At 45.1% G+C, this 23,083-nt stretch carries 19 protein-coding genes and 1 tRNA gene; 7 read left to right on the top strand and 13 right to left on the bottom strand.

Annotated elements, in window-relative coordinates:
• Positions 1 to 270: 270 nt before the first annotated feature.
• Positions 271 to 1,152, top strand: coding sequence for a CRISPR-associated endoribonuclease Cas6 (cas6, locus tag QUA00_RS27495; RefSeq protein WP_333411836.1), 882 nt, complete (start codon positions 271 to 273; stop codon positions 1,150 to 1,152).
• Here cas6 and QUA00_RS27500 read toward each other — a convergent pair whose 3' ends face one another.
• Together QUA00_RS27500 and QUA00_RS27505 are read right to left on the bottom strand one after the other, a co-directional pair.
• On the bottom strand, positions 1,153 to 1,479 hold the full coding sequence (locus QUA00_RS27500; RefSeq protein ID WP_333107428.1) for an antibiotic biosynthesis monooxygenase: 327 nt from the start codon (positions 1,477 to 1,479) through the stop codon (positions 1,153 to 1,155).
• A 122-nt stretch (positions 1,480 to 1,601) separates the two neighbouring features.
• Positions 1,602 to 2,633, bottom strand: coding sequence for an Rpn family recombination-promoting nuclease/putative transposase (locus QUA00_RS27505; RefSeq protein WP_333411837.1), 1,032 nt, complete (start codon positions 2,631 to 2,633; stop codon positions 1,602 to 1,604).
• A 170-nt stretch (positions 2,634 to 2,803) separates the two neighbouring features.
• On the opposite strand from QUA00_RS27505, the gene QUA00_RS27510 reads away from it, so the two are divergent.
• Both QUA00_RS27510 and QUA00_RS27515 read left to right on the top strand, forming a co-directional pair.
• On the top strand, positions 2,804 to 3,271 hold the full coding sequence (locus tag QUA00_RS27510; protein ID WP_333411838.1) for a response regulator: 468 nt from the start codon (positions 2,804 to 2,806) through the stop codon (positions 3,269 to 3,271).
• Positions 3,272 to 3,371: 100 nt separating this feature from the next.
• Positions 3,372 to 3,665 carry a DUF2103 domain-containing protein gene (locus QUA00_RS27515; protein WP_333144464.1) on the top strand — a complete coding sequence of 98 codons (294 nt, stop codon included), beginning with the start codon at positions 3,372 to 3,374 and terminating at the stop codon, positions 3,663 to 3,665.
• Here the strand turns inward: QUA00_RS27515 and QUA00_RS27520 are convergent.
• The 4 genes from QUA00_RS27520 to bchH form a co-directional block, all read right to left on the bottom strand.
• Positions 3,654 to 4,280, bottom strand: coding sequence for a HEAT repeat domain-containing protein (locus tag QUA00_RS27520; RefSeq protein ID WP_333144465.1), 627 nt, complete (start codon positions 4,278 to 4,280; stop codon positions 3,654 to 3,656). The genes QUA00_RS27515 and QUA00_RS27520 overlap by 12 nt on opposite strands.
• A gap of 174 nt (positions 4,281 to 4,454) precedes the next feature.
• A complete protein-coding gene (locus QUA00_RS27525) occupies positions 4,455 to 6,500 on the bottom strand; it encodes a hypothetical protein (protein ID WP_333411839.1) in 2,046 nt (681 codons plus the stop codon).
• A gap of 207 nt (positions 6,501 to 6,707) precedes the next feature.
• Positions 6,708 to 7,070 carry a transposase gene (locus QUA00_RS27530; protein ID WP_333300904.1) on the bottom strand — a complete coding sequence of 121 codons (363 nt, stop codon included), beginning with the start codon at positions 7,068 to 7,070 and terminating at the stop codon, positions 6,708 to 6,710.
• An 819-nt stretch (positions 7,071 to 7,889) separates the two neighbouring features.
• Positions 7,890 to 11,888 carry a magnesium chelatase subunit H gene (bchH, locus tag QUA00_RS27535; RefSeq protein ID WP_333411840.1) on the bottom strand — a complete coding sequence of 1,333 codons (3,999 nt, stop codon included), beginning with the start codon at positions 11,886 to 11,888 and terminating at the stop codon, positions 7,890 to 7,892.
• Between the two features lie 211 nt (positions 11,889 to 12,099).
• On the opposite strand from bchH, the gene cobJ reads away from it, so the two are divergent.
• Entirely contained in the window at positions 12,100 to 13,875 is a 1,776-nt protein-coding gene (gene cobJ / locus QUA00_RS27540; RefSeq protein WP_333411841.1) for a precorrin-3B C(17)-methyltransferase, read from the top strand.
• Positions 13,876 to 13,986: 111 nt separating this feature from the next.
• On the opposite strand, the gene QUA00_RS27545 is transcribed toward cobJ, so the two are convergent.
• Positions 13,987 to 14,121: a hypothetical protein gene (locus QUA00_RS27545; RefSeq protein WP_333411842.1), complete on the bottom strand. Its 135-nt coding sequence runs from the start codon at positions 14,119 to 14,121 to the stop codon at positions 13,987 to 13,989.
• Between the two features lie 264 nt (positions 14,122 to 14,385).
• Between QUA00_RS27545 and QUA00_RS27550 the strand changes: the two genes are divergently transcribed.
• Positions 14,386 to 15,174, top strand: coding sequence for a hypothetical protein (locus QUA00_RS27550; protein ID WP_333411843.1), 789 nt, complete (start codon positions 14,386 to 14,388; stop codon positions 15,172 to 15,174).
• A 160-nt stretch (positions 15,175 to 15,334) separates the two neighbouring features.
• Here QUA00_RS27550 and QUA00_RS27555 read toward each other — a convergent pair whose 3' ends face one another.
• Both QUA00_RS27555 and QUA00_RS27560 read right to left on the bottom strand, forming a co-directional pair.
• Entirely contained in the window at positions 15,335 to 16,111 is a 777-nt protein-coding gene (locus QUA00_RS27555; protein WP_333411844.1) for a nucleotidyltransferase domain-containing protein, read from the bottom strand.
• A gap of 60 nt (positions 16,112 to 16,171) precedes the next feature.
• Positions 16,172 to 17,134, bottom strand: coding sequence for a DNA polymerase beta superfamily protein (locus QUA00_RS27560; protein ID WP_333411845.1), 963 nt, complete (start codon positions 17,132 to 17,134; stop codon positions 16,172 to 16,174).
• A 306-nt stretch (positions 17,135 to 17,440) separates the two neighbouring features.
• Here QUA00_RS27560 and QUA00_RS27565 point away from each other — a divergent pair, with 306 nt between their 5' ends.
• Entirely contained in the window at positions 17,441 to 17,806 is a 366-nt protein-coding gene (locus QUA00_RS27565; RefSeq protein ID WP_333411846.1) for a hypothetical protein, read from the top strand.
• 136 nt (positions 17,807 to 17,942) lie between these two features.
• The gene (locus QUA00_RS27570; protein WP_333411847.1) at positions 17,943 to 19,376 is read left to right on the top strand and encodes a hypothetical protein; all 1,434 of its coding nucleotides are present in this window, start codon (positions 17,943 to 17,945) and stop codon (positions 19,374 to 19,376) included.
• Between the two features lie 114 nt (positions 19,377 to 19,490).
• Here the strand turns inward: QUA00_RS27570 and QUA00_RS27575 are convergent.
• From QUA00_RS27575 to QUA00_RS27590, 4 genes are all read right to left on the bottom strand, one after another.
• Positions 19,491 to 19,562: transfer RNA gene (locus QUA00_RS27575), tRNA-Val, on the bottom strand.
• A gap of 125 nt (positions 19,563 to 19,687) precedes the next feature.
• Positions 19,688 to 19,900 (bottom strand): DUF2839 domain-containing protein, encoded by a 213-nt coding sequence (locus QUA00_RS27580; RefSeq protein WP_333038618.1) that lies wholly within the window; start codon positions 19,898 to 19,900, stop codon positions 19,688 to 19,690.
• Positions 19,901 to 19,965: 65 nt separating this feature from the next.
• Positions 19,966 to 21,474, bottom strand: a complete 1,509-nt coding sequence (locus QUA00_RS27585) for a helicase C-terminal domain-containing protein (RefSeq protein ID WP_333411848.1) — start codon at positions 21,472 to 21,474, stop codon at positions 19,966 to 19,968.
• A 22-nt stretch (positions 21,475 to 21,496) separates the two neighbouring features.
• Complete coding sequence (locus QUA00_RS27590; protein ID WP_333411849.1) at positions 21,497 to 23,026, bottom strand: pentapeptide repeat-containing protein; 1,530 nt, start codon at positions 23,024 to 23,026, stop codon at positions 21,497 to 21,499.
• Positions 23,027 to 23,083: the final 57 nt, after the last annotated feature.

The following is a 23,083-nucleotide window of genomic DNA, read 5'->3' on the forward strand; positions in this document are numbered from 1 at the left end:
CGCCCGTCCAAAAAGGACGGGCGGGACGCCCATCCCACAATAACAATTAAAATTGTAAGTTATTTAATTCGCGATCCGTAGCTGTAATATTAATACTAGCTGAACATATATATAGCGGTTCTCAAGCGTGGTGAGGTATGGGGTGAGTCCTATGCCCTATGCCCTATGCCCTATGCCCTATGCCCTATGCCCTATGCCCTATGCCCTATGCTCGCCAGAGCACCTCATGTTACTGAGAAAGGCGATACAGACACTGTATAGAATTTAAAAATGCCCCACAGCCTTGTTTTAAACCTGCTGCCAGTTGCACCAATTCCATCTCAGTTTTTAACGGGGCGGCATCTCCACGCTTTGTTTTTGAACCTTGTGAGTGCTGTAGACAGCGATTTGAGCGCGTACCTGCACGACCAATCTCATGAAAAAGCTTTCACTTTAAGCCCTTTTCAAGTAAGCAGAAAAGAGGCTTACAAAAGCACCACGCCCCAGCCACAAAAGAGAGTTTTGCCTCCGGCTTCCCGCACAATATCTCCGGCTGTACAGTGGGAACACAAGCAAGCAATTCAGGAAAATACGCCGATTTGGTGGCGGATTTCTCTGCTGGATGACGGTTTGTTCGATCGCCTAACTCAACTTTGGCAGCAACTTAATTTCGCTCGCCCTTGGCATCTCGGCCCGACAAATATATACATTACTAATATTTTGAGCGAACCGCAATCAAACCAGCCGTGGGTCAACTTTTGTACTTACGCCGAATTGTTCGATAGAGCTTCGGAAACTGAGCGCCAAATTGCTTTTAGTTTTTGCACTCCTACTAATTTTAGGCAAGGTGTATACGATAGTGCTATGCCAACTAGAGAAAGTATTTTTGGCAGTTTAGCTAATCGCTGGAACAAGTACAGCCGGATTGCGATCGAACCTACTTTCACAGAAGCTATTTTTCCCAGTTTCTTCGATATCAGAACAGAAGTTAGTACGGATTCTCGCAGTAAATTTATTGGCTGCGTCGGCGATATTAGTTACCGAATTATGGGAGATATAGCTCCTGCTACTATCAAGCAAATTAACACTTTAGCAGATTTTGCGCTTTACAGCGGAGTCGGGCGAAAGACGCCGATGGGAATGGGAATGACGCGCCGGTTGCATGATTTTTAATTATTCACCTTTGGGCTGAATTTCACTGACTATTTCATAAACATCAGTGTCTGGTATTTTCGCAAACAAAGGCGCCATCTGCTTCAATATTTCCTGATAAGCTTCGCTTTGATTGGCTGCCATATCTTCTACGCTTTCCCAAAAAATGATGGCAATACCTTTGTCTGTATTGGGCAATTGCAGCAGGTATGCTCCCTTAAAACCTGTGGCATAAGTTGCAACGGCTTTTTCAAAAAGTTGTTCTGCAGCTTCAAATTTTCCGGGTTTAAATTCGCCAATGGCAACGTAGGCAAACTGATGTCGGAGAAAGTCGAGAAATTCTGACATATCTTTTTCCTCACTTAATAGCGATACACTAAGTTATATTTTACCCGATCGCCCGAAATTTGTGAATATCGCTGTTTATAAGTAGATCGACCTAAAAAACCTCACAGCGATCGCTCTCTCTCTTATTCTGCTCTATCCAACCAAACCATTAAATCGGATAAACTAGAAAATCCGACTACCTCCTCTACCAAACTCTCTAATTGCTCAACCGATAATTCCCCAATCCGCGAAACTACATCGGGATTTACGGCTCCTACTCGTCGCTCCAGCAGACGCAAAATTAATGCTCTTTGACCTGCTCTAATCCCTTCTTGCATCCCTGCTTGACGGCCTTCTTGCATCCCTGCTTGACGGCCTTCTTGCATCCCTGCTTGACGGCCTTCTTGCATCCCTGCTTGACGGCCTTCTTGCATCAATTGAGCCCTAGCTCGCTCCAAACCTTCTTCTATACCTCTAGAAACTATTCCCCGCTGTTCTTCGATCGCCGCTTCTTGGGCTTCCATATCCTGGAACTCTTTCAAGCTTAAGTTAGCTTCATTGGCAATTTGAAAAGCTTTTTCTAGTTCTGGAACTGTTTCCATTGTGGCTGGGATTGTTTCTAGATCGGGAGTGTGCTTCATAAAATAAATCCATTTATCAGTCAAACTTGTGAGTTCATCTAACTCTTTTTTGAACTTCGGCAACTCGACAAAAAACATTTCTACTTGGAGATGGGGATAATCAAATAGTTTCTCTTTTTCTTTGAAAACGAAATGAGAAATAACATCAGGTTGTTCTTTAAACATTTCAAAATCGGTAATCGTCAAAGCAATTACTGGTTTTAATCTCGGATAACCTTCTCTAATTTTGAGTTGGTTGGCATAGGTTTTGGCTAAGTTGTAGATGACTCGTTTTTCAAAAGCGGCTACATTCAGAACTTGCATTTCAATAATTACCGTCTTGTTGCCGGTAATTCGAGCTTTGACATCCAAATAACTATCTTTGAGTCCGCTAACGGTAGCAGCCGAGTAAGGGTCAATAATTTGCAAGTCTTGGATGATTGGCTCACCGGCGTAAATTAGAGCATTTAAGAAGCTGATGAGGATGTCTTGGCTGTCGGTGGAACCAAAGATTTTTTTGAAGGCAAAGTCTGTTTTAGGGCTGATAAATTTCATGATATTTTTCTTAATCTGTTTTAGTGATTTATGAAAGATTTTGATGAAGCGCGATCGCTTGGGCGCTGCGAAAACTGGGTCGCTGCAATAGCCCACTTGAATTTATGAAAATACGGGTGGTATAAATTTAACATACAAGTAAAAATAAAACCAACATAAAAGTAACAACAATGACCAAAATATTAGTAATTGAAGACAATAACTTAATTCGAGAAACCGTATTAGAACTTCTGGCATCGCGCGGTTTTGAAGCTGTAGGCGCTGAAAATGGAAAAGTTGGTATCCAGTTAGCTGCCCAAATTCCCGATTTAATTTTGTCTGATGTCATGATGCCGGAACTAAACGGTTTTGAAGTATTCGCAGCCGTGCGATCGCACCCTGCAACTGCCAGCATTCCGTTTATTTTTATGACAGCCTCCGAAATGGAAAAAGCCCTGGAACTCAAAGCAGACGGCTATCTCCAGAAACCTTGCAGCCTAGCAGAAATCCTCGGGGCGATCGCCACTCAACTAGAAAAACCGACAGTTAGCAACCCACAACATCAAAAAGTACAGGACAATTCTGTGCCATCAAATCTCAGCTTGCGCGCCAGCAATCAAAAATCTCGGTTTGAGATTGCCTCGGTTTGCTCGCAATGACACGCACAGTAACGTTATGGATACATAAGTTGAGGGAATTTCAAATTGGTTCCCCCCAGGGGTGGCTTAGACTGGGTATGTTGAATTTGGTTAAATATTTATGAACGCACAACCCAAAGGCCGCCTTGTTTGGAATCACTCTACCCACCTTCCCGGTTTGATACCAATTTTAGAGCGCCTCACCCTAAAAATGGGCATTCAAACAGTCACACCTGGGGTCATCAACAAAGTTAAAGGACACATCCCCCGCATGACATTAAGAGTGTCAGTACCCATCCGCGGGGGATTTAAAATCATCGCCAGACAGGGCAAAACCGTACAAGAAGTCTTTATATTAACGACTCTCACTCAAGGGGACTTGGAAGAGACGATCGCCCAAACCCTAGCCAAGTGACAATATTTTCTTAGCAAGCAAAGCCCGAGCCTTAACTGAAGTAGTTTCATCGCTTTGGGTGATTTCCTCAAGTCTGGCCGAAACTTCCGCTAACCAATCCGGTTTAACAGTCGCAGCACCCGCCAAAGCTTGCAAACCCCCCGCTGCTGCGTAGCGCACCACCCATTCTGGATCTCGGGACGCTTGCAGTAGCGTTTTCACAGCGCGAAGTTGAGCATCTGCAATTTGTTCTGCCGGCATCAATTCCCAGCAAATCGTCCCCAAACCCCTAACCGCCGCCCGCCGCACGCTCAAAGCAAAGTCATTCGCCGCTGCATCCAGCAAAATCTCCAAACCCCTGGGGTCGCCAATTCCCGCCAAAGCCCGAACAGCCCAAGCTCTCGCCCCGTAATTGTAGCCGTCAAGCTGTTCTAGAAGCGGCAGCACCGCAGCTTCTCCGAGTTGAATCAGCCCGTCAACGGCGGCAACAGCGGCGCCTGGGTTGTTGTAACCGAGCACTGTAATTAAGGTAGGAATTGCTTGTTTTGAGGAAGCTGCCGCCAGTGCTTTGACTGCGTTTAACAAGCCCTCGGAAGAATCTGCTTGTTCGACAGCCTGAATTAGTTCTAATGCCATTTATTTGTAAGCTTTACCGTGACTATTGTAATTGTAGGTTGGGTCGATCGCGCGATCGAACTTTTTGCAGCGTGGGTGAGGCGCGGCGATTAACTTGAAAAGCTTACCCTGCTCGAAGTAGGACTGTCTTGGTTAAAGAGTCGAATCGGCCAAAAACTCGACTCCATACCCGCGCTAGGAATTCTTGCGCTGTGCATCCTCACCGCCTTGGCGCTTCCGATAAAACTTAGCCCAAGCATACCGCTGCGGATTTTTTTTCAGCAGATATTCCACAACTTCCCGACGCTTCTCATCTTTAGCATTTTTGACAACCTGCTTGAGTTCGGAATCTATATCTTCTGATTCAGCACCGCGTTTAATTGCCTTGTTAAACCAATCATCGCCCTGTGAATATTGACCCCGCTCAAAACAAATAGCTCCCATCAAAGTGTAAGGGTGATGACTCTGAGGCTGATACTCAATAGCTTTGAGCGCAGACTTTTCAGCATCACCTAATTTATCAATATCTCGGAAAGCACCGCCCCTCGTTGTTAGCAAAGCTGACTTGAGCTTATTTTCTTTGATTTGGTCGAAGTCCAGATTTTCTGTCACTTTCAAGGCACTTTCCGGTTCATCTGCCTTGCGCCAATGACTGCTGGCGTTTGGCAAGTTCCATTTATTTCCAGTGCGCTCATATTCCTGCTGGTAGAAAAGCGCTTCAAGCCTGTGGTATGCCATAGCAATCTTTCCATGACTAGCTAAAAGTTTCTGTTGTATTAACTGAACAACTAACACAGGATCTAGACGCTCTTCTTTCTCCAATTTTACCATGATTGCGTAAAACGGATCGAAAGGGAAATCACGATCTATAATCCGATACTTGACCTTGAGAGCAGCAAATTCATTTTCTTGGGCAAAAGTAATTACATCCTCACGTCCATTCTGTTTCAGCCAATCAATATCAGCCTCACTTAAATGCTCTCCCAATTGGATTTTTATTTTCAGATCAACAACATAGTTTTCAATAGCAAAGGTAATTACATCATCACGTCCATTCTGTTTTACCCAATCAAAATCAGCCTCACTCAACTGCTCTCCAGATTGGATTTTGGATTTCAGACTAGCAGCATATTTGTCAATAGCAAAAGTAATTACATCCTCACGTTCATTCTTTTGTAACTTTTGTAACCAATCAATATCAGCCTCACTCAACTGCTCTCCCGATTGAATCTTAGACTTCAGAGTAGCAACATATTTTTTAATAGCAACAGTCATTGTCTCAGTCAGTTTACGCTTTTTCAGAAAGTTAATATCCTGCTCACCTAGCTGATGGTCTAAATCAATTTTCTTGAGAACTTTATAAAGATGGCTCGATCGTGATAAATCCTCAGATTGAGTAGCTTTATACTTAACTTTCAGTTCAGCAAAGTGCCGTGTTTGTTCCATCTCCAAAACAATGCTAAGCGTTTCGCTAAGTTGATGCTCTTCCAGCCAGTTAAGTTCTGACTCGCTCAACTGCTTATCTGCCTCAAGATTTTTCAGGATGGGATACAACGGACTTGATACAGATGTTTCTGGGTATTCACTAGCTTTGTACTTATCCTTGAGTTGGGCAAACTCAGCTTCTCTTACAGCTTCTTTTTCTTGAAGAATTCCCAGGGTGTCAAATAGTTCTTGTTTCTTCAGCCATTTAACCTCTGAATCATTTAACGGTTTTTCAGCTTCTAGTTTATTCAAAATTTGATAGAGATGACTTTCAGGCAATGAGTCTTGATGTTTTGTTGCTCGGTACTTAGCCTTTAGTGCAGCAAATCGCGCCATATCTTCAACGATAGCAACTGTTTCAGTAAGCCCGTGTACTTGTTGGAGATATTTAACTTCTAAGTTAGTTAGCTGATTTTCTGATTCAAGTTTCCAAAGGATAGGATACAAAGCACTGGACATGGGTACCCCTCTGGTTACTTTAAACTTAGACTTGAGTTGAGAAAATTTAGCATCTAGTTTTTTGGGTTCTTCCTTCTTACGTTGTGGCTCTTGCTCGATAGCTTTTCTTGTTTCCAAAAGCTCATGCTCTTGTAACCAAATCCACTCAAATTTAGTAATTTCCAATTCTAAATCAGCTTTTCGCAGAATGAGATACAGAAGACTAGAGGGAGATGAATCTTCATATTTTGTTGCTTGATACTTGGACTTAAGCGCTGCAAAATGTTGCACCTGGACTTCAAAAGCGTCGTTGCTCATGGTGAATCCCCCGATTTATACTTCTAGCCGCTACACAACCATCTCCCAGCATTCCGCGATCGCCCGCAGTCAAAACCCAAACTTTTTTAATTGAAAACTCATCCAGATGGTAATATTATTTTAACAGGTTCGGTTTCACAAACTACAGCTACAAACCTCAGTATTTTCACTGAAATTTATAAAAATTAGTACCTAAAGCCCCCTCCCTCATTTTTTGCTCATTTCCGTGCCTTGAAATATTCCCGAACTGTAGGATCGCGTCATGAGCAAAATCATGGTAATAAGTCGGTCTCCTTTTAAGCTAGTTCCTTCAAGATCGTAGCCTCCTGTTTTACAGTCTCGGAACAGTTCTTCAATACCCATCCGCTGCTTATAAGCATTGATGGCTGCCGGCAATGACCCTAAATCTGTGAGAATAAACCATGCTTCATCCACTTTCCATCCCCCGTAGTTTCTTTTCCACTTACAAGCAACATCAAATCCAGTAGCAGGCTGAGTTTTTCTCACTCTTTTACCTTGAAAATATAAAGAGGTGCCTGGTACTATTCCTAATTCATCTAACCGTTGCAAAACTAAATATTACGTTTCGATTAAGATGATTCTTTTTCAGTCTTAAACAAAAAGATACACCCTTTTCCCTCAGCCAGTTTCCCAAATCGACAGAACAAAATTCACGGTCTCCTAAAACGATGACTTTATATTTTGAAAATAATGGTAAAACTTGCTGTAAATTGGTAGTCTGTGACTCGAAGCTAGTGTTTCCCAATTTTTGCAACAGTGACCAGTATAATGGAATTGCTCTTCGCTCCCAGCTCAGGCTAACCATAAAGAGATTAAGGCGGCCCCATTGACTGCGGTCGATTGATCTTGATAAAGTTTGACCAACACGGCAATAAGTAATCAACCAATAAGTAATTAATGGGAACCAAATTAGTGAGATAGTTAAGTTCGGCAAGTCGAGAAACCTTTGTAGTTTTCTACGCCGACTTTCTGTTGTAATTGGATAGGGAACTACCCGCGAGAGCCGTTTTAATCTCACTTGTTTTTCTGATTGTATCAAGGGTAGCAAGATTCCAATCAGTTTAAATTGAGCTGAACTTAGTTGTTTTTTTAAATGAATGAGGTAGAATGTTGGTATCATTATTTTGTAGATAGGCAAGCGTGTAACAATTATGCTGCCTATCTTTTTTGAGCAGCGAATTGGCTCAATCCTTACAAAGGTATGGGTTTCAGGCTGGTTGTTACCCCCCCAGCTCGTTACCAGGCAGAGCCTGGTAACGCAGATCCGGAGGCTCTGCCTCCAATTTTCATGGAAGCGCGAGGCAGAGCCTCTGGGTATCGGTTCCCAGGCAGAGCCTAGGAACCAGTTAAATATTTAGAGTAAAAAAACTACACTGTCACCCCTTCAATTTTCTCATCAGTCAACTCATACAACTCGCGCAACTGCTGCAACTTATCCGCATCCGGCTGCCAAAAACCCCGCCCGTTAGCCTCCAACATTCGCCCTACAATATTGCGAAAAGCTTCAGGATTAGCCTCCCGCAACTTCTTCGCCATCTCTTCATCCAAAGCATAAGTATCAGCAGCCTGATCGTACACCCAACTATCAGTAAAATCAGCCGTTCCGCCCCAACCAATTAACGCCGTCATCCGCTGCGAAATTTCATAAGCGCCGCCAGAACCTTGATTTGCCATCGCGTTAGCCCACTTAGGATTTAGCAACTTAGTTCGATATTCCAAGCGCAGCAAATCTTCTAAATTGCGCGGAGTTGTATCCTGAGAAAAACTTTCTACAAAACTCGTGTTAACCTTTTTGCCACGCTGCTTTTCTGCGGCTTTCTTCAAACCGCCAGTATTCGCATAATACTCTTGAATATCAGTCAAACCGTATTCAACAGAATCAATTTCTTGAATTATGCGATCGCACCCTTGCAACAACTGAGTCAAAACCTCCGGCCTCGCTTCCCCCTTATCCTTCCTCCCGTAACTAAAAACATTGCGACTTTCCCAAGTTTTCCCCAACTCATCCCCCGATTCCCAACTACCATCAACAACCCTATCGTTAACCAAAGAACCAAAATCCCCAGCCGGATTAGAAAACAACCTTGCCGAATAATTCTGCACACCTTTTGCCTGCAAAATTAAAGCGTGTTTGCGAATAAAATTATCCGCTTCCGGTTCATCAGCATCCGCCGCCCGCACGAACAAATCATCCAACAATTCAATAATATTCACAAAGCTATCACGGAAAATCCCCGAAAGATTTCCCAACACATCAATCCGGGGATGACCGACATCAGCTAACGGTTTTAACTCATAGCGAACAATGCGACCAGTACCTTCTTTAAGAGGTTCAGCACCCACCAATTCTAGCAGAATTCCAATAGATTCGCCCCGGGTTTTAATCGCATCCAAACCCCACAACATCACCGCCACAGTCTCAGGATATTTACCCTGTTCTTTAACGTGCTTCTCAATAATTTTCCGAGCAATTTCGCGCCCCCTTTCATAAGCAGCAGGAGAAGGCATCCGATAAGGATCTAAAGCGTGAATATTCCTGCCAGTTGGCAACACCCCAGCCCCATCCCGCAACAAATCCCCACCCGGTGCCGGCAAAATATATTCCCCATTCAAACCCCGCAAAAGATTAGTCAACTCATCCGTCGTTTGCAACAACAAATCCCTAACTAGCAAGCCCTCCTCAAAAACCCCATCCAACCCCTCTTGTGGCACAGGCATCTTGCCTGTGCTGATTTGTGGCACAGGCATCTTGCCTGTGCTGGTTTGTGGCACAGGCATCTTGCCTGTGCTGGTTTGTGGCACAGGCATCTTGCCTGTGTTGGTTTGCCAAACAATTGCTTTCACCTGTTCCTCTGATAACCTCTCCCCAAAATAAGCCTCAAGATAAGAGGTCATTTCCTCAGAATTAGGCGGTTCGCCGAGAACGTGCAAACCAGAAGAAAACAAGCGACATTCCACCACCTGCAAATACTCATAAAGCTTCACCAAATAGCGGTTAAAAGCATCAGCACTGAACATTCCCACATTCTCAAAACTAAAAGCAATCCCCAATTTTCGAGCATCATCAAACGGACAATCAGCCTCCAAACCGCTATCTAAAACTTTCTTGCAAATAGCCTCTTTCAGCACATAATTCTTTGCCGTATCTTCCCGATATTCCGCAATCAAATCCCGCAAAGCCATCAATTCCTTGTACAAGCCCGCGCGGCCGTATGGCGGCACGTTGTGAGAAATCAAAACACCGTAACCGCGCCGTTTTGCCAACATCGATTCCGAGGGATTGTTGGCAGCATAGATATAAAGATTGGGCAAACTTCCCAACAGAATATCCGACCAAGAATAGCCAGTATTTCCCAGAGGAGATCCCGGCAACCATTCCACAGTGCCGTGCATTCCGAAGTGAACCACAGCATCAGCTTGCAAATCATTTTGCAGCCACTTGTAAAAAGCAGCGTATTGAGGGTGAGGCGTCAAATCGCGATCGAACATTAAGCGCATCGGATCGCCCGAAATTCCCAGCGGCGGCTGCAAACCTATCCAAACATTCCCCAGTTGAATGCCGCCGATTTGGAACTCGTCGCCCTCTGTCTTAATCCCAGTACCAGTCAGAGATTTCCACTGTTTTTCGATACGAGTTGTTAACAGATAGCCCAGCCATCTTTCTAAAGTTTTGACATTAACAGTCTCTTTTGTGGAACGGGCATCTTGCCCCTCACAAGTAGCTTCATCCGCCTCTTTCACCCTGCGAATTAACTCCTCACCGTCAGCCGGAATTTCTCCAACTGTATAACCTGCCGCTTGAAGTTTGTGCAGGAAATTTAGCAGCGATTTCGGTACATTTAATAAAGCAGCCGTACCCGCCGCCCCGTAACCGGGAGGAAACCCGTAGAGAATAATCGCAATTTTCCTTTCAGATGGCGGAGTTTGACGTAGTTTCACCCAATTGTTAATTCTACTTGTCAGGCGTTTCGCGCGATCGGGCACGAGATAAATATCCTCACCCACCAAACCGCCCAGGGGCACTGGATCGATCGCACCATCCAACTCAGGCAAAGCATACAATACCACACTTTGCAAACCTCCAATCCCCTGACGAGTCCAAGAATGGATATCCTGAATCAGCAGAGGTGCGGACACAAAATAAGGTACATTTTTAGCAGTTAAAATGCGCTTAGCAACTTCCACCTGCCTTCCACCCTCCATCGAACCAGCAGGCCCGCCAACCAAAGGAAAGCCAATAGTAGAAACAATCGCATCAACTTCCACAGCATCTTTAGAAAGCGAAAGAGTTTCAATATTGCCTTGTTTTCGCCGCGCAGTTTCATCAGCAGTCGTCATCCAATCTCGCACCGCCACATGGCCTTCAACGCCATTGATAAAAATCGGCAAAGGCACAATTCCCGCACCTTCAAAATAGCGAATTAATTGAGGAATATAAGGCTGCTTGGTGATAACGTGTTTGCGGTAAAGCAAGATGCCCACAACAGGGGATTTTCCTCTGTCAGAATTTTGAGACCAATTGGTCTCAAATTTTGTGGAACGGGCATCTTGCCCGTTAGAAACCCGGTCTAAATTTTCAGACAAATTAGTCTCAAATTTTGTGGAACGGGCATCTTGCCCGTTATAAGCCTTTCTATCAAGATGTCTAGCCTCTTTAGTGGAACGGGCATCTTGCCCGCCCCTAGCACTTTGATTACCGAGATACCAATCCAAATATTGCCGAGGCGATTCAAAATAACCATTATAATCGGGATGCAATAAACCCATATTGGGAGTTTCCACAGGCGGCGGAATTTCTGCAACCTTCAGCCCCAAATACTTTTCGGCAATAATCCAAAACATCGAGACAACATTATCCGCACCGCCCGCATTCCAGTAACCATAAATAATCAGCCAGTTTCGCAAATCCTGCACTTTTTGCACCGGCACATATTTCAATAACTTCGGCCCAACCTTCAAAAAGCTGATATAACCAGCCAGCTTATCTTCTTCTCGCCCATTGCTGAACTTATCCAGAATAAACTTAACAGGCTTCGGCATTCCCTTCGGTTTGTCGCCAATTTTAAAAGCACCGATTTGAGTAAGACTCATCAATTCCAAAGCCGACTCAAAAACCAGGCGAATCGGAATATTCTGCACCCTTTCCCGCAGCCACATTACCGCATCGTAATCAAACAGCAAACTCCCGAAAAACACATCAGCATTCAAGAGGGCGGCTGCTACAGCGTCAGGTTCGTCTGCGAGGGCGCGATCGCTAAAAACCCGCACTTCCAATCCCTGACACCCAGAAACAGCCAACTCGGCAGCTTTCCGGTACAAATCAGCATTAAAAGATTCAAACCCTGCAATTAAGACAATGCGTTTCACAGCCAAACCTCGAAATATTTATTGATTGTAGCCTGTTTTAATTAGGTTATATTATATTAGATAGCATCCTCGGTGGGGGTGGGGCGGGTTTAGTAGATTTCGGGTGTTGTATTGCAGACCTTGGCGAACCCGCCCCTACATTACCAATTATCAATTATCAATTCCTAATTTCCGTCGCAACTCTCATAAAATCTAAAATCTAAAATCTAAAATGGTTCGAGTTCCTCCCGCAATAGTTATCTTAGGTCAAAACAGCCAGCCGATCGCCAAAAAAATCTCCGCACATTTCCCCGGTTCCCAGATTTACGGTTTAATCGATCGCACTTCCAACACAGACATCAACTTTAGCAACTTCGGCGAAACATTGCGGGAATTGTTTGCAACAGAAACCCCAATCATCGCCATCTGCGCCGCCGGAATAATCATCCGTACCCTCGCCCCGCTGCTGTCAGACAAACGCGCCGAACCGGCAGTTTTAGCCGTCGCAGAAGACGGAAGCGCCGTCGTACCCCTGCTGGGCGGTTTGCACGGCGTTAATGATTTGGCCAGAGAGATTGCAGCAGCCCTGGGCGTACAACCTGCAATTACTACCACCGGAGATATCCGCTTTCGCACCGCGCTGCTGAGTCCTCCCCAAGGCTATTATTTAGCGAATCCAGAGGACGCGAAGACTTTTATTTCAAATTTGCTCGCCGGGGCCAAAGTACGCCTAGAAGGGGCTGCAAGCTGGCTTTCCGAGAGCAATTTGCCGTTAGCGAAGCCCTCGAAGAGGATCGCCCCCGACGCAAAATTGACTATTCGCGTCACCGAAAAAGCAATTGTGCCAACGCCCGATTGTTTAGTTTACCATCCGCAAATTGTGGCAGTTGCACTGACAAAGCTATCGAATATTGAGCCAGAAATAGCGGTTTCATTTGTCCAGCAAGTGTTGGAAAACGCGGGTTTAGCAGCAGCTTCTGTTGCTGGATTTTTTGCATTAAAACAGGAGATGGGAAACCCGGCACTTGAAGCAGTTTCACAATATTTTAAAGTCCCCGTCCGCTTTTTCAATCTCTCCGAACTTGTCGAATTAGACTCAATTGAATTCATCGAAAATAAGGCCGCACAAATTGCCCTGACAGCAGCCGGTGCCAACAGTCACTTAATCGAGTCCGATCGCCCAAACGCACTGAATTGCGCGATCGCCCTGGCCGCCCAACCCTTTGATGCTAGGGCGATCGGAATTAGCCGCGGCAAACTGGCGATCGTCGGTACCGGCCCCGGAGGCGCGCCCTGGATGTCCCCGGAAGTTAAGGAAATTCTGCGCGAAGCCACGGATTGGGTGGGTTACAAATTTTATCTCGACTTAGCTGGAACCCTGCGGGAAGGGCAAAATCGGCACGATTCCGACAACCGCGAAGAGATCGATCGCGCCCGTTTTGCCCTAGATTTAGCAGCATCCGGCAAATCAGTCGCCGTGGTTTCGTCAGGAGATCCGGGTATTTTTGCGATGGCGGCGGCGGTGTTTGAGGCGATCGACTTTGATGCCAAACCCGAATGGCAAGGCATCGATATTCGGGTGGCACCGGGCATTTCAGCCATGCAGGCGGCCGCTGCTGCGATCGGATCACCCCTCGGACACGATTTTTGCGTGATTTCGCTTTCGGATATTCTCAAGCCTTGGGAGGTCATAGAACAGCGGATTGCGGCTGCTGCTGCTGCCGATTTAGTTATGGCATTTTACAATCCCATCTCAAAACAGCGGATTTGGCAACTCGCAAGGGCGATCGAGATTTTGTTGCAAAGTCGCGATGCTAAAACCCCCGTCGTACTAGGGCGAAACCTCGGCCGGCCCGGCCAATCTGTGCGGGTTTGCACCCTCGGCGAATTCCAGCCGCAAGACGCTGACATGAGAACTTTAGTGATTGTCGGTTCGAGTCAGACTCGGATTATTCCCCGCAAATATGGAGATGTTTGGGTTTACACGCCGCGCAGGTACGAAAAATAAGAAAAGCAGCGAAAACTTCGGAAAGAAGCAATTGACTGACACCTAATTGACTTTGACAAGGAAATATTTTGTTCTCGCTAGGGGGAGTCTAGGTTAACAAATGGCGGCGAATCACGCGATCGCGATCGACCTCTTATTTCCTCTCATAGTTGTCAATCTCAATTGAGATGCGATCGCCTTTGATGACAGAAATTCTCTGTACTGAGGAATCTCCGCTTCTTGAAACCGAGTTTTTCTGGCAGACATCGATCGAATTTAGATATCGACTCAACCGTAGTAAGGATTTTAGCTTCATTTTGGGAGATATCTAATTTACATATCAGGAAACAAAAAGTTTTTTATATAGCCACAATAAAATTAAGGGCGATCGATGTCTGTTAAATTCCTTAATCCTACGATAATCTTACGGCAAAAAAAGAGGATTTTTACCAGGATGAGTCTTTTTTTCTGTATATCTACCCAAAAAAGATTTTCTTTGATAAGATTACCTTAAACTCAGGTTAAAAAAACATGAAATTCCAAATTTCCCTAACTCCTGGGGCTGTAACCCAGTTCCTGCTTCGAGTGGTGGTCTGTCTAGTTTTACTATCTTTCTTAGGTCAGATGACTTTGTATTTCTTGCCCGATTACCCGTCTAGAGACTTCTTGGCAAACGGATTCAACGTTGATTACGAGAGGAACATTCCAACATTCTACTCATTTTTGGCATTGCTGTTTGGTTCTCTCTTGCTGGGTGCGATCGCCCATGCGAAAAATTTGGATAGTTGTCGCTACAAGCATCACTGGACAATTTTATCCTTCATCTTTTTATATCTATCTTTAGACGAAGTGAGTCAATGGCACGAAAAGCTTGCTAACCCGATGCGAAGCCTGGTAAATACTACAGGATTTCTTTACTTTAATTGGGTTGTGCCGATGGGTTTTCTAGTAGCGATATTTCTCTTATCCTACAGTAAGTTTCTGTTCCACCTTCCGGTTTCTACAAGAAAATTGTTTGTGGCAGCAGGCGCTCTTTATATTGGAGGAGCCATCGGAATGGAAATGCTAGCAGGATACATAGTTTATACAACGGGACCGGGGAATAATCTATCCTACGTGATAGTAACGACCCTTGAAGAGTTTTTAGAAATGCTGGGCATCGTTGTATTTATCCACGCCTTGATTTCATATATCAAGACATATTTAGGCGGCGTAAGTTGGAATATTTACATACCAGGAAAGAACACAGAAGTTACCGAGAATCAAACTATGGGTATACCTGCCCTTAACGAACCAGCAAATAGAAAGCTATCCAAGTAAATCACTTGAAAGCGGGTTGGATGGACGAAAATACTGTATTCAGGTCTTTAATCAGGATAAAAAACCAGGTTTCTTTGGTACTGATGTGTCTTGGACTGGAAGTGCTACGCTCTTCGGCGCACCTACGACTAATATGTAGGGTGCTTGCTGCACCAAACGACTAATTAGACGTGGAGCAGCTTAGAGATGACATCCTCACCTTTACCAGAAAATCGTTAAGAGCAAACTTTGCATTAGGATTTGACGGCAAATGACTTGTAAAACTTGCATCTTCTAATATATTAATTAGCCGATCGCGCTCTTGCTGATAAAATTCAATATCTGTATCTTCCAGCACAGATTTTTCCTCCCCAGCCAGCTTGCGATCGATCAAATCAGGAATATACGACAACTGGAATTTCTGGTTAAGTTTCACCAAATTCGCCTCGACTTCCCCCGTTTGCATCAAGTGAATCCCAGCCAGCAACACCCGATAAACGTACAGCAGCGGCTTAACCCGACGCGGGCGTTCTTTCTCAAACAGTTTCCATTGAGTTTTAGCAAAACCGAGATAGTGGTGGCTGTGGTGCTTGGTAATGCAGTTTGAGGCGAGATCCTTTAATTCCTCGTGTTCCTTTGTAGTGTAAACTATTAGCGGCGAATACAGTTGTTCCAACACGTAGCCGTTACGCTTCAACAGCAACTCAAAAAATTTCTTGATGTCGTGAGTTACTAAATCGAGTTGCATTCCCTCCCGAACTTCCGAAACTTCGATTGTTTCTTCGGCAGAAATCAGTCCAATTACTTTCGGTAGCGGTAAAATGTGTACTCCCCGCAAATCAAAGTCAGAATCTGCGGAAGGAAAGCCGTATAAGTGCGAACCGCTGACAGTCGCAAACAGCAGCGGGTAAGGTCGAACTGAAATAATTTTAGCGAGATTAGAGATGTATTCTATCATCTTTTTCTTCAGTCCGCGTAGGCGGACTTTGTTTGTATAGAAGCGATTTCAATCGCCGATTCAATCGCCGATTAAATTCCCGATTTCGATCGCACCTCTACGAGATTTAATCAAAAACAGGTTCGCTTTCTCGTAATTAGGACGTTCTGGCAACTTAGTTGCAGCAAAAGCGCGATCGAACTCACCGTGCAAGCTCAACCGCCAGCGATTTACCTCATCCCAGGATATTTCTTGGTTGCGGATAGATAAAAGTTGCGATCGATAATCCTGCACGCGAACGGGTACAAACCCCTCCTTGAGGACAGTAATTCCTGACAGCAACAAGCGAATTAAGTGCATCGCGTGCTTCCAACGAATTTCCCCGGTATTGCGGAGGTCTTGCTCCATTTTTTTAAATTGAGACAAAACGTAGCTATTGTAAGTTTGATAAACCAATTGAGAAAGAAAGATTTCCCTAATTTCGAGCAATTCTTGTGCTACAGGAGAAACAGTTTCTACTAAAGGCGTGTACAAACATTCTAGCACATTTGGATTAGCTTTTAGTGCCAAAACTAGAAATTTTTGCAGTTCCCAATAGCATTCCTGATTTTCCTTGTTTTCCAATTGTTCTGGAATGCCGTAAAGCGACCAATGAAGAATTGCCGGCGGCAGGTAAATCCCGCGTCTGTCTGTATCGGATTGCTCGTTATCAAGACCGTAAGCTCTCGAACCAAGAATGCAGCGGTAAATTACAGAATCATAGAGGTTGTATTCTGCAAGAAAATCTCCTCCTGAATGCAATCCTTCGCTCTGAAACTGCTTGCGGATACTGAGTTCGTGCCGCCGCAGACTAACTTGTGTTCCGTCTGGGAGTTTGACTAAATATGCGTGGGAATTGTCCGTAGGCGATTGAACGATGACGCCTACTAATCCCGGTTTCCAAGGTTGGTCGCTGGCGGGGTTCTTGACCTCGATTCTGGTGACAATTTGGGTTCCTGCGGGTAGGATTAAGTTGAAATTTTGAGGAATATTGGCATTTGCCATGAGGAAACCTCCTGCGGGGGCACGAGCTACAATCTTAGTGTAGCATCTGTGTAGTATAAAAGGGAAGTTTTGGGCGCTCGATCGTTTGGGCATAGGTTACATCAAATCTAGCAAATTAGTTACGATTACGACAGAAAGCCCTGTTTTTGTCTTAAAAAATTGGGCTTGTGCGATCGCAGCAACTTAGTGTGGATTTCAGGTGCTGCAAGTTGTCGCGAAAGGCTTAAGTGTTAGAATCTTCTCAAGCAGCCTAAAAAAACGACCGCTACCAACGGTCGCCATCAGTAAATTATTTTTTTGATTAAGATGATCGTACCACATTTCAAATTACCCGAACAACAGCAATATGATCGCATTTCCTTGGAAGATGCAATCAGATTATATGAGCACCGTTTATTGACGGCGGCAGGCTTTATTTACACCATCACCAAAATCTATAGCGCAAATGGCCAGAAGCTAAATATTCCGAAACCACGCGAATTTTACGAGTATTTTAACATACCAAAATCAACTTTCTACCGAGCACTTGCTCAGCTAGGAAATTCTCCAGAATTAGAATTTCACTGGGAACCGGTCGTGGGAATATCTATCTGGTGCGGGGACGAGGCTCAACAAGTTGTAGGGTGCGTCAGGGCCGAATGTGACGACAACCAACTAAGAATTTCCCCCTGACGCACCCTACTGTTAGCTTACTAGGGGATATATGCCAATTTGTTTAAAGCCTGTTTTATGTGTGAGCGAAAACTGAGCGACTTACCATAAGCTGAATACAGTAAGCATACTCAAAAATATAAGCATTGAACGAAAGATGAGTGAAAAATATAATTCAATCACAGTAAGCACCTCAGCAGATTACCTGATCGGCTACGAGCGGATTCTGGACTACTTCAAGCAAGCACAGAAAGAATGTCCCAAAGGGGTAGGACTAAAGAAGGATAGCAAGGCTAAGGGATCTTACATCCTCCTCCAATTCAGACTCGGTGACAAGCCGGTGAACAAAGCCTGTGGGTGCTACCTGACAATGCAAGGTATTACTGAGGCTCTGAGGAAAGCTCATTTAGTCGCCTTCGCCCTAGGATCGCTAAAAACCGAGTCTGAATTCTTGACCTGGTACGATGATGTGATTCTAGAAAAGAACATCATTAAGAATGATTTGATGACGTTTGGTGAGGCGATCGCAAAAGTAGACAAAGAATACTGGGATGGACACACTAAACGTCGTCAGCAGCGTGATAGGAGTAACATTAGCCATCAGAATACTTGGATTGCAGTCTACGGTCACTACTACAAGTTGCTACCACAAGACACGGTTGTCAACCTGACAGATATTCTGTTCATCATCCACGGCAAAAAACAAGGAACTAAATCTTTCAAAAACTGCCTGTGCGCTATGCGTAAGCTTGCTGAGACTATTGGCAACACTGACTTACTAGGCAAGCTTAAAGAAATCGATGGTACCCAAGTTGAATTTCGAGAAGACCTTCAAACCTTATCGGTTGATGACTTTTTAAAACTTCGCAAGGAAGTTCTAAGTGTCCCCGATGATAAGCGATACAATCTCGAATCACGTAAGCGATGGTTGTGGGTATTTTCCATGCAGTTAGTGTACGGTTTTCGAGTCCATGAAGTTTTTGCCGTTCAGAACATCGATCGACCATTCAAGACAAAAGATGGTGTTATCATCCCTCCATTGACCGAGCCAAGCAATAAAAAAATGATTGCCGTAGTGGGTGATAAAACATTGTTAGACACGACAACCAAGACGGGCTACCGATTGTGCGTACCGATGCTTGCGCCGACTCATCCTGACTTGATAGAGCGTCTAGAAATTAAGTCAGGTAAACCGCCTGAAATCCGTTTACTCTCAAGTAATTCGGAAACGATTTCTAGAGCTTATGCTAAGAGAGGGCGCGAGGCTCTAGTGGGATGGAGTAAGAACTTAAGCCAGACTCATGCTTTACGTCACCTAGCTAATCTCAATGGTCAGATGGCGGGGATTTCTCAAGAAACGAGAGCAAAAAGTCTGGGACATTCACCACAGATAAATGAAAACGTTTACAAGCGTCGCGCCAGTAGCAGCACAACAATTGACTTGCTAACTCACTCTACAAAAGAAGCTATTCCTTTAAATGACGCTATTGGGGTACTTAAACAAATGGGTGGCAAAAAAGACTTGATTGCCTATACGGCTGCTATCTATGGCATTACCCATGAGGAAGTCATGGAACTACTGGGAGACTAAGTTTGTTGCTGAGCTTAGCTTACCCCCACCTATGGGGTTTTTTATTGGCTGAAAATGGAGTTCTTGAGGGGATGGGGAATCTCAAACTGTTGATTCGTAAACGATTAAAATTAATGGGCAATGCAGGATTTGAACCTGCGACCCCTTCCGTGTGAAGGAAGTGCGCTACCACTGTGCTAATTGCCCGCAGATAATTAATATACCATACTAAGTCGAACTTCGCAACTAAATTTTTCCTAAAAAATCAGCCGCTTGTTTCCGAGTTAAACTCGACACAATGCCAAGAAAACAGGCATTTGTCGAGTCTGGCATCAGTTAACCTGCCACCAACCCGCCGAGGGGCCGACAAACCGCACTACAATCCACCAAGCAACCAAAAGACTAATCCCGATCCAGCTTCCGCGACTTGTCCACTTCACAAAATCTTCGCTTTGGGTTTTCGTGATTGGCAGCCAGGGAACGATGCGCTCTTCTTTACCGTATTCGTCGCCGATCGACTCTTTGCGACGCTTAGCTTCACCCATAATCTTTGTCTACTAAATTAGATTTCAACTGGATACCTAACCAAATTATACGCGAACAGGTCATCTCAAGCCTGCGTCAGCCAAGTCGTATCCAAATAATCAATCCTCGCAAAAGGACTCAAAGCCGCTAAAACCTGCTGTCCATAACTGCGGTGAATCACCCTGCTGTCAAAAATCGCCACAACCCCTTGACGTTCTCGCACAGGCGCGATCGCCCGTTGCAACTCATTCAGCGCCGCCGGCAGCAAATACAACCGAAACCAATCCCTGCGCTGCTCCTTATAATAAGCCACACGCGCCGTCACCAAAGGATTTTCCAAAGAAGGTAGCGGCAAAGTTGCGATCGCCAGCAAGTGAGGCGCCCTAAATTCCCCCTGATGTTCCCGCCAAAACTCCCACCCTGTCACCAAAATCGCATTCTCGCCCACATCAGTCTTTTCTACCTGCACCCGAGAACCGAACTCAGAAGCCAAAATCGCCGCCAGCCGAGCCCTCAGCGGTACATCACCAACAATCAGCACCGTTAAACCCGCCACCGACGCGCTCATCAACAGCAAAGTCCGAATTTCTTCAATTAAAACACCCTGAAATTCCGGCGTATTTGGCAGCGGCAGCCAGTTGGGAATGTACAGTTGAATTAATTCGCTTTGTCGATCGGGCGAAAACTTAACGCTGGTCAATTCTGGCAGTCCCAGCATTTGCCGGAAGATTGGAGCCTTCGGTTCCACATCCACCGCCCCCCCAATCAACACCACAGGCTGACAATCCCAAATTTTGCTCAAAACCTCAGCCACCTGAACCGGCGCGCAGAACAGAGAAAATGAGCCAGCCTCCCGATTAATTTGCGCCCACCGCAATTTTCCGTCTCCTTCCCACCGCTGCCAAAAATTGCTCCAAGCAGCCGGAATCAGCGAACTCGGCTCGATTTTTTCAAACAGCCCCTTCAAAATATTTTGCTCTGCGGTTTCCAGCAAATAGCACTCCTCTGGTTTCGCCGGATGCTGAAAGAAAGCCCGCGTTAGCAGTACCCGCCCTTGGAGGATTGCATCGGCTTCCAAAGGCTGAGATTGCATTAAATCATTCCAGTCAGCAGGTTGCAAGCCCGCCGTCAATTGCTGGCGCGTCCAAACTTCCAAGTCATCCACACCGTCGATAATTGTCGGAATATTGCTGTGAAGTTCCGAATTCCCCGCCAAGCGAGCCGCCAGCCAAGACTCGGGATCGGCTAGCATCAATCCTCGTCCAGTGGCATTATCGGAATAAGTCTCGATCGACTTATCAGTTTGCAGCCACTGTTGCAAACGCGGAATTTCCACTCCTCTCAAATGCTCGATCAGCCGTGTCGGCGCCACCAAAATCACAGGCTCCGGCCACATCAAAATCGGCATCAAATAGCTGACTCGATACCGCTGTCGGTAAGCTCCAGCGGGAAGCCCCGTTTGGATCAGAGCGCTGCGCCCCAAGCGCAAAGCCCGCGCCACGAGTCGCGCCATCGTTAAATGGTGGGGCCAGTGCGGCTCGGAGTTCGATCGCAGGAAGCGGAGCAACGAGTTGTGGACTTCTACCTCAATCAATCGGTTTTAAAATTGACATTTCTCACTCAAGATAATCAAAACTGGCCAGAAAATCAACTACTTTTTGACCGAGAGGCAAACAGAATTTACTCTCCTGATGAGTTGCACCTCCCTTCCCAAAATTGCCGTGAGAATTCACCATCAAACTCTCCTGTCCCGAACTAATTAAAATAGTTTGGGTAGGTGACTCAAAAAACTTTGTGGGCTGACTAAGCCGTGATATATTAGAGAGCAAATTTATCAACTCATTTAACTTATTTGTAGCTGTACTCAATGCTTGACGCAACTGCACTATTCGTTTTTCATCCAAATTTTGACTTTCAATATTTTTGCCGATAACCATAATATTTCTCTGAGTTTGTACAGCATCCTTAAAAGGAAGAATCGCTAAAAAAGCTGCTGGCAATAAATGCTCATCGCTCTCAAATCTAAAAGTTAGAGTTGTGCGGCGGTAGCCGACTTCAATATTAGGAGGAAAAATCATGGCCCGGTAATGCCGAGCTATTTCGCTGTAAGCTGTTGCTAAAGTGCTGTTTGCTGAGTAGTCTAAAAGTGCGTCAACCACAATTTGCACTAACCCAGGCGTGTGACTTAAAAATTTTATCGATTCTGACGGCGAATGAAATTGTTGAATCTGAGTGCGATCGCCAGCGGGGCTGAGGTCAACCCACTGGCAAGTAATATCATCTGCAATGATGCCACATCGAGGAACCAAATACAGTTTTGCTCCTGTTAAAGTTGCTCCCCTCAAATCAGCGCCCACCCAATCTGCATTAATCAAATTTGTTTCTGTCAAATCAGCGTGAACCAAACTAGCACTTGCTAAATTAGTATTTCTTAAATCTGCTCCGTTAAGGTTAGCTCCGTTCAATTTAGCACAGCTCAGATCGGCGCCGTTGAGGTTAGCTCCCGTCAAATCAGCCCATTTGAGGTTAGCTCCGCTCAAATTGGCACTGCTGAGATTCACCTGTTGCAAAGAAGCTTGTCTCATATCAGCATTGATCAAATTGACGCCGCTAAGTTCTGCTTTCGTCAAATCCGCGCCGTGCAAGTTAGCTTCTTGAAAGTTAGCTGAAGCAGCCGAAGCACCTCTGAGATTTGCACCGGAAAGATTAGCACCGCACAGGTTAGCTTCCGTCAGTTTTACCTCTCTTAAATCTGCTTCAGTCAGGTTTGCACCGCTGAAGTTAGTTTTGCTGAGTTCGCAGCGGACTAATTCGCATCTAATCAGGGATGCTCGGATTAATTGAGCTGCACTTAAATCGGCTCTGACTAAGTTTGCTACGTTGAGAGTCGCCCCGTTTAAGATTGCCCGCGACAGGTTGGTACTGCTGAGTCTAGCCACATTCAAGTTAGCGTCGCTCAAGTTAGCGTCGCTCAAGTTAGCGCCGCTGAGGTTGGTGACAAATAAGCTAGCCCGCCTTAAAATTGATTGGCTGAGGTTGATGCGGCTGAGATTAGCTTCATTCAGGTTCATTCCTGTGAAATCTCTGTCGCCTTCTGTGTATCTCTTGACGAGTGCAAATCGTTTGAGCAGTTCTTCAGCTTCCATTTTTTTACCTAACTGAAAGGGCAATTGGCTAACTTTTATAGGGCATGAATAGAAATT

It is taken from the genome of Microcoleus sp. T2B6, assembly GCF_036700475.1.
In the GTDB taxonomy this organism is placed as follows: domain Bacteria; phylum Cyanobacteriota; class Cyanobacteriia; order Cyanobacteriales; family Microcoleaceae; genus Microcoleus.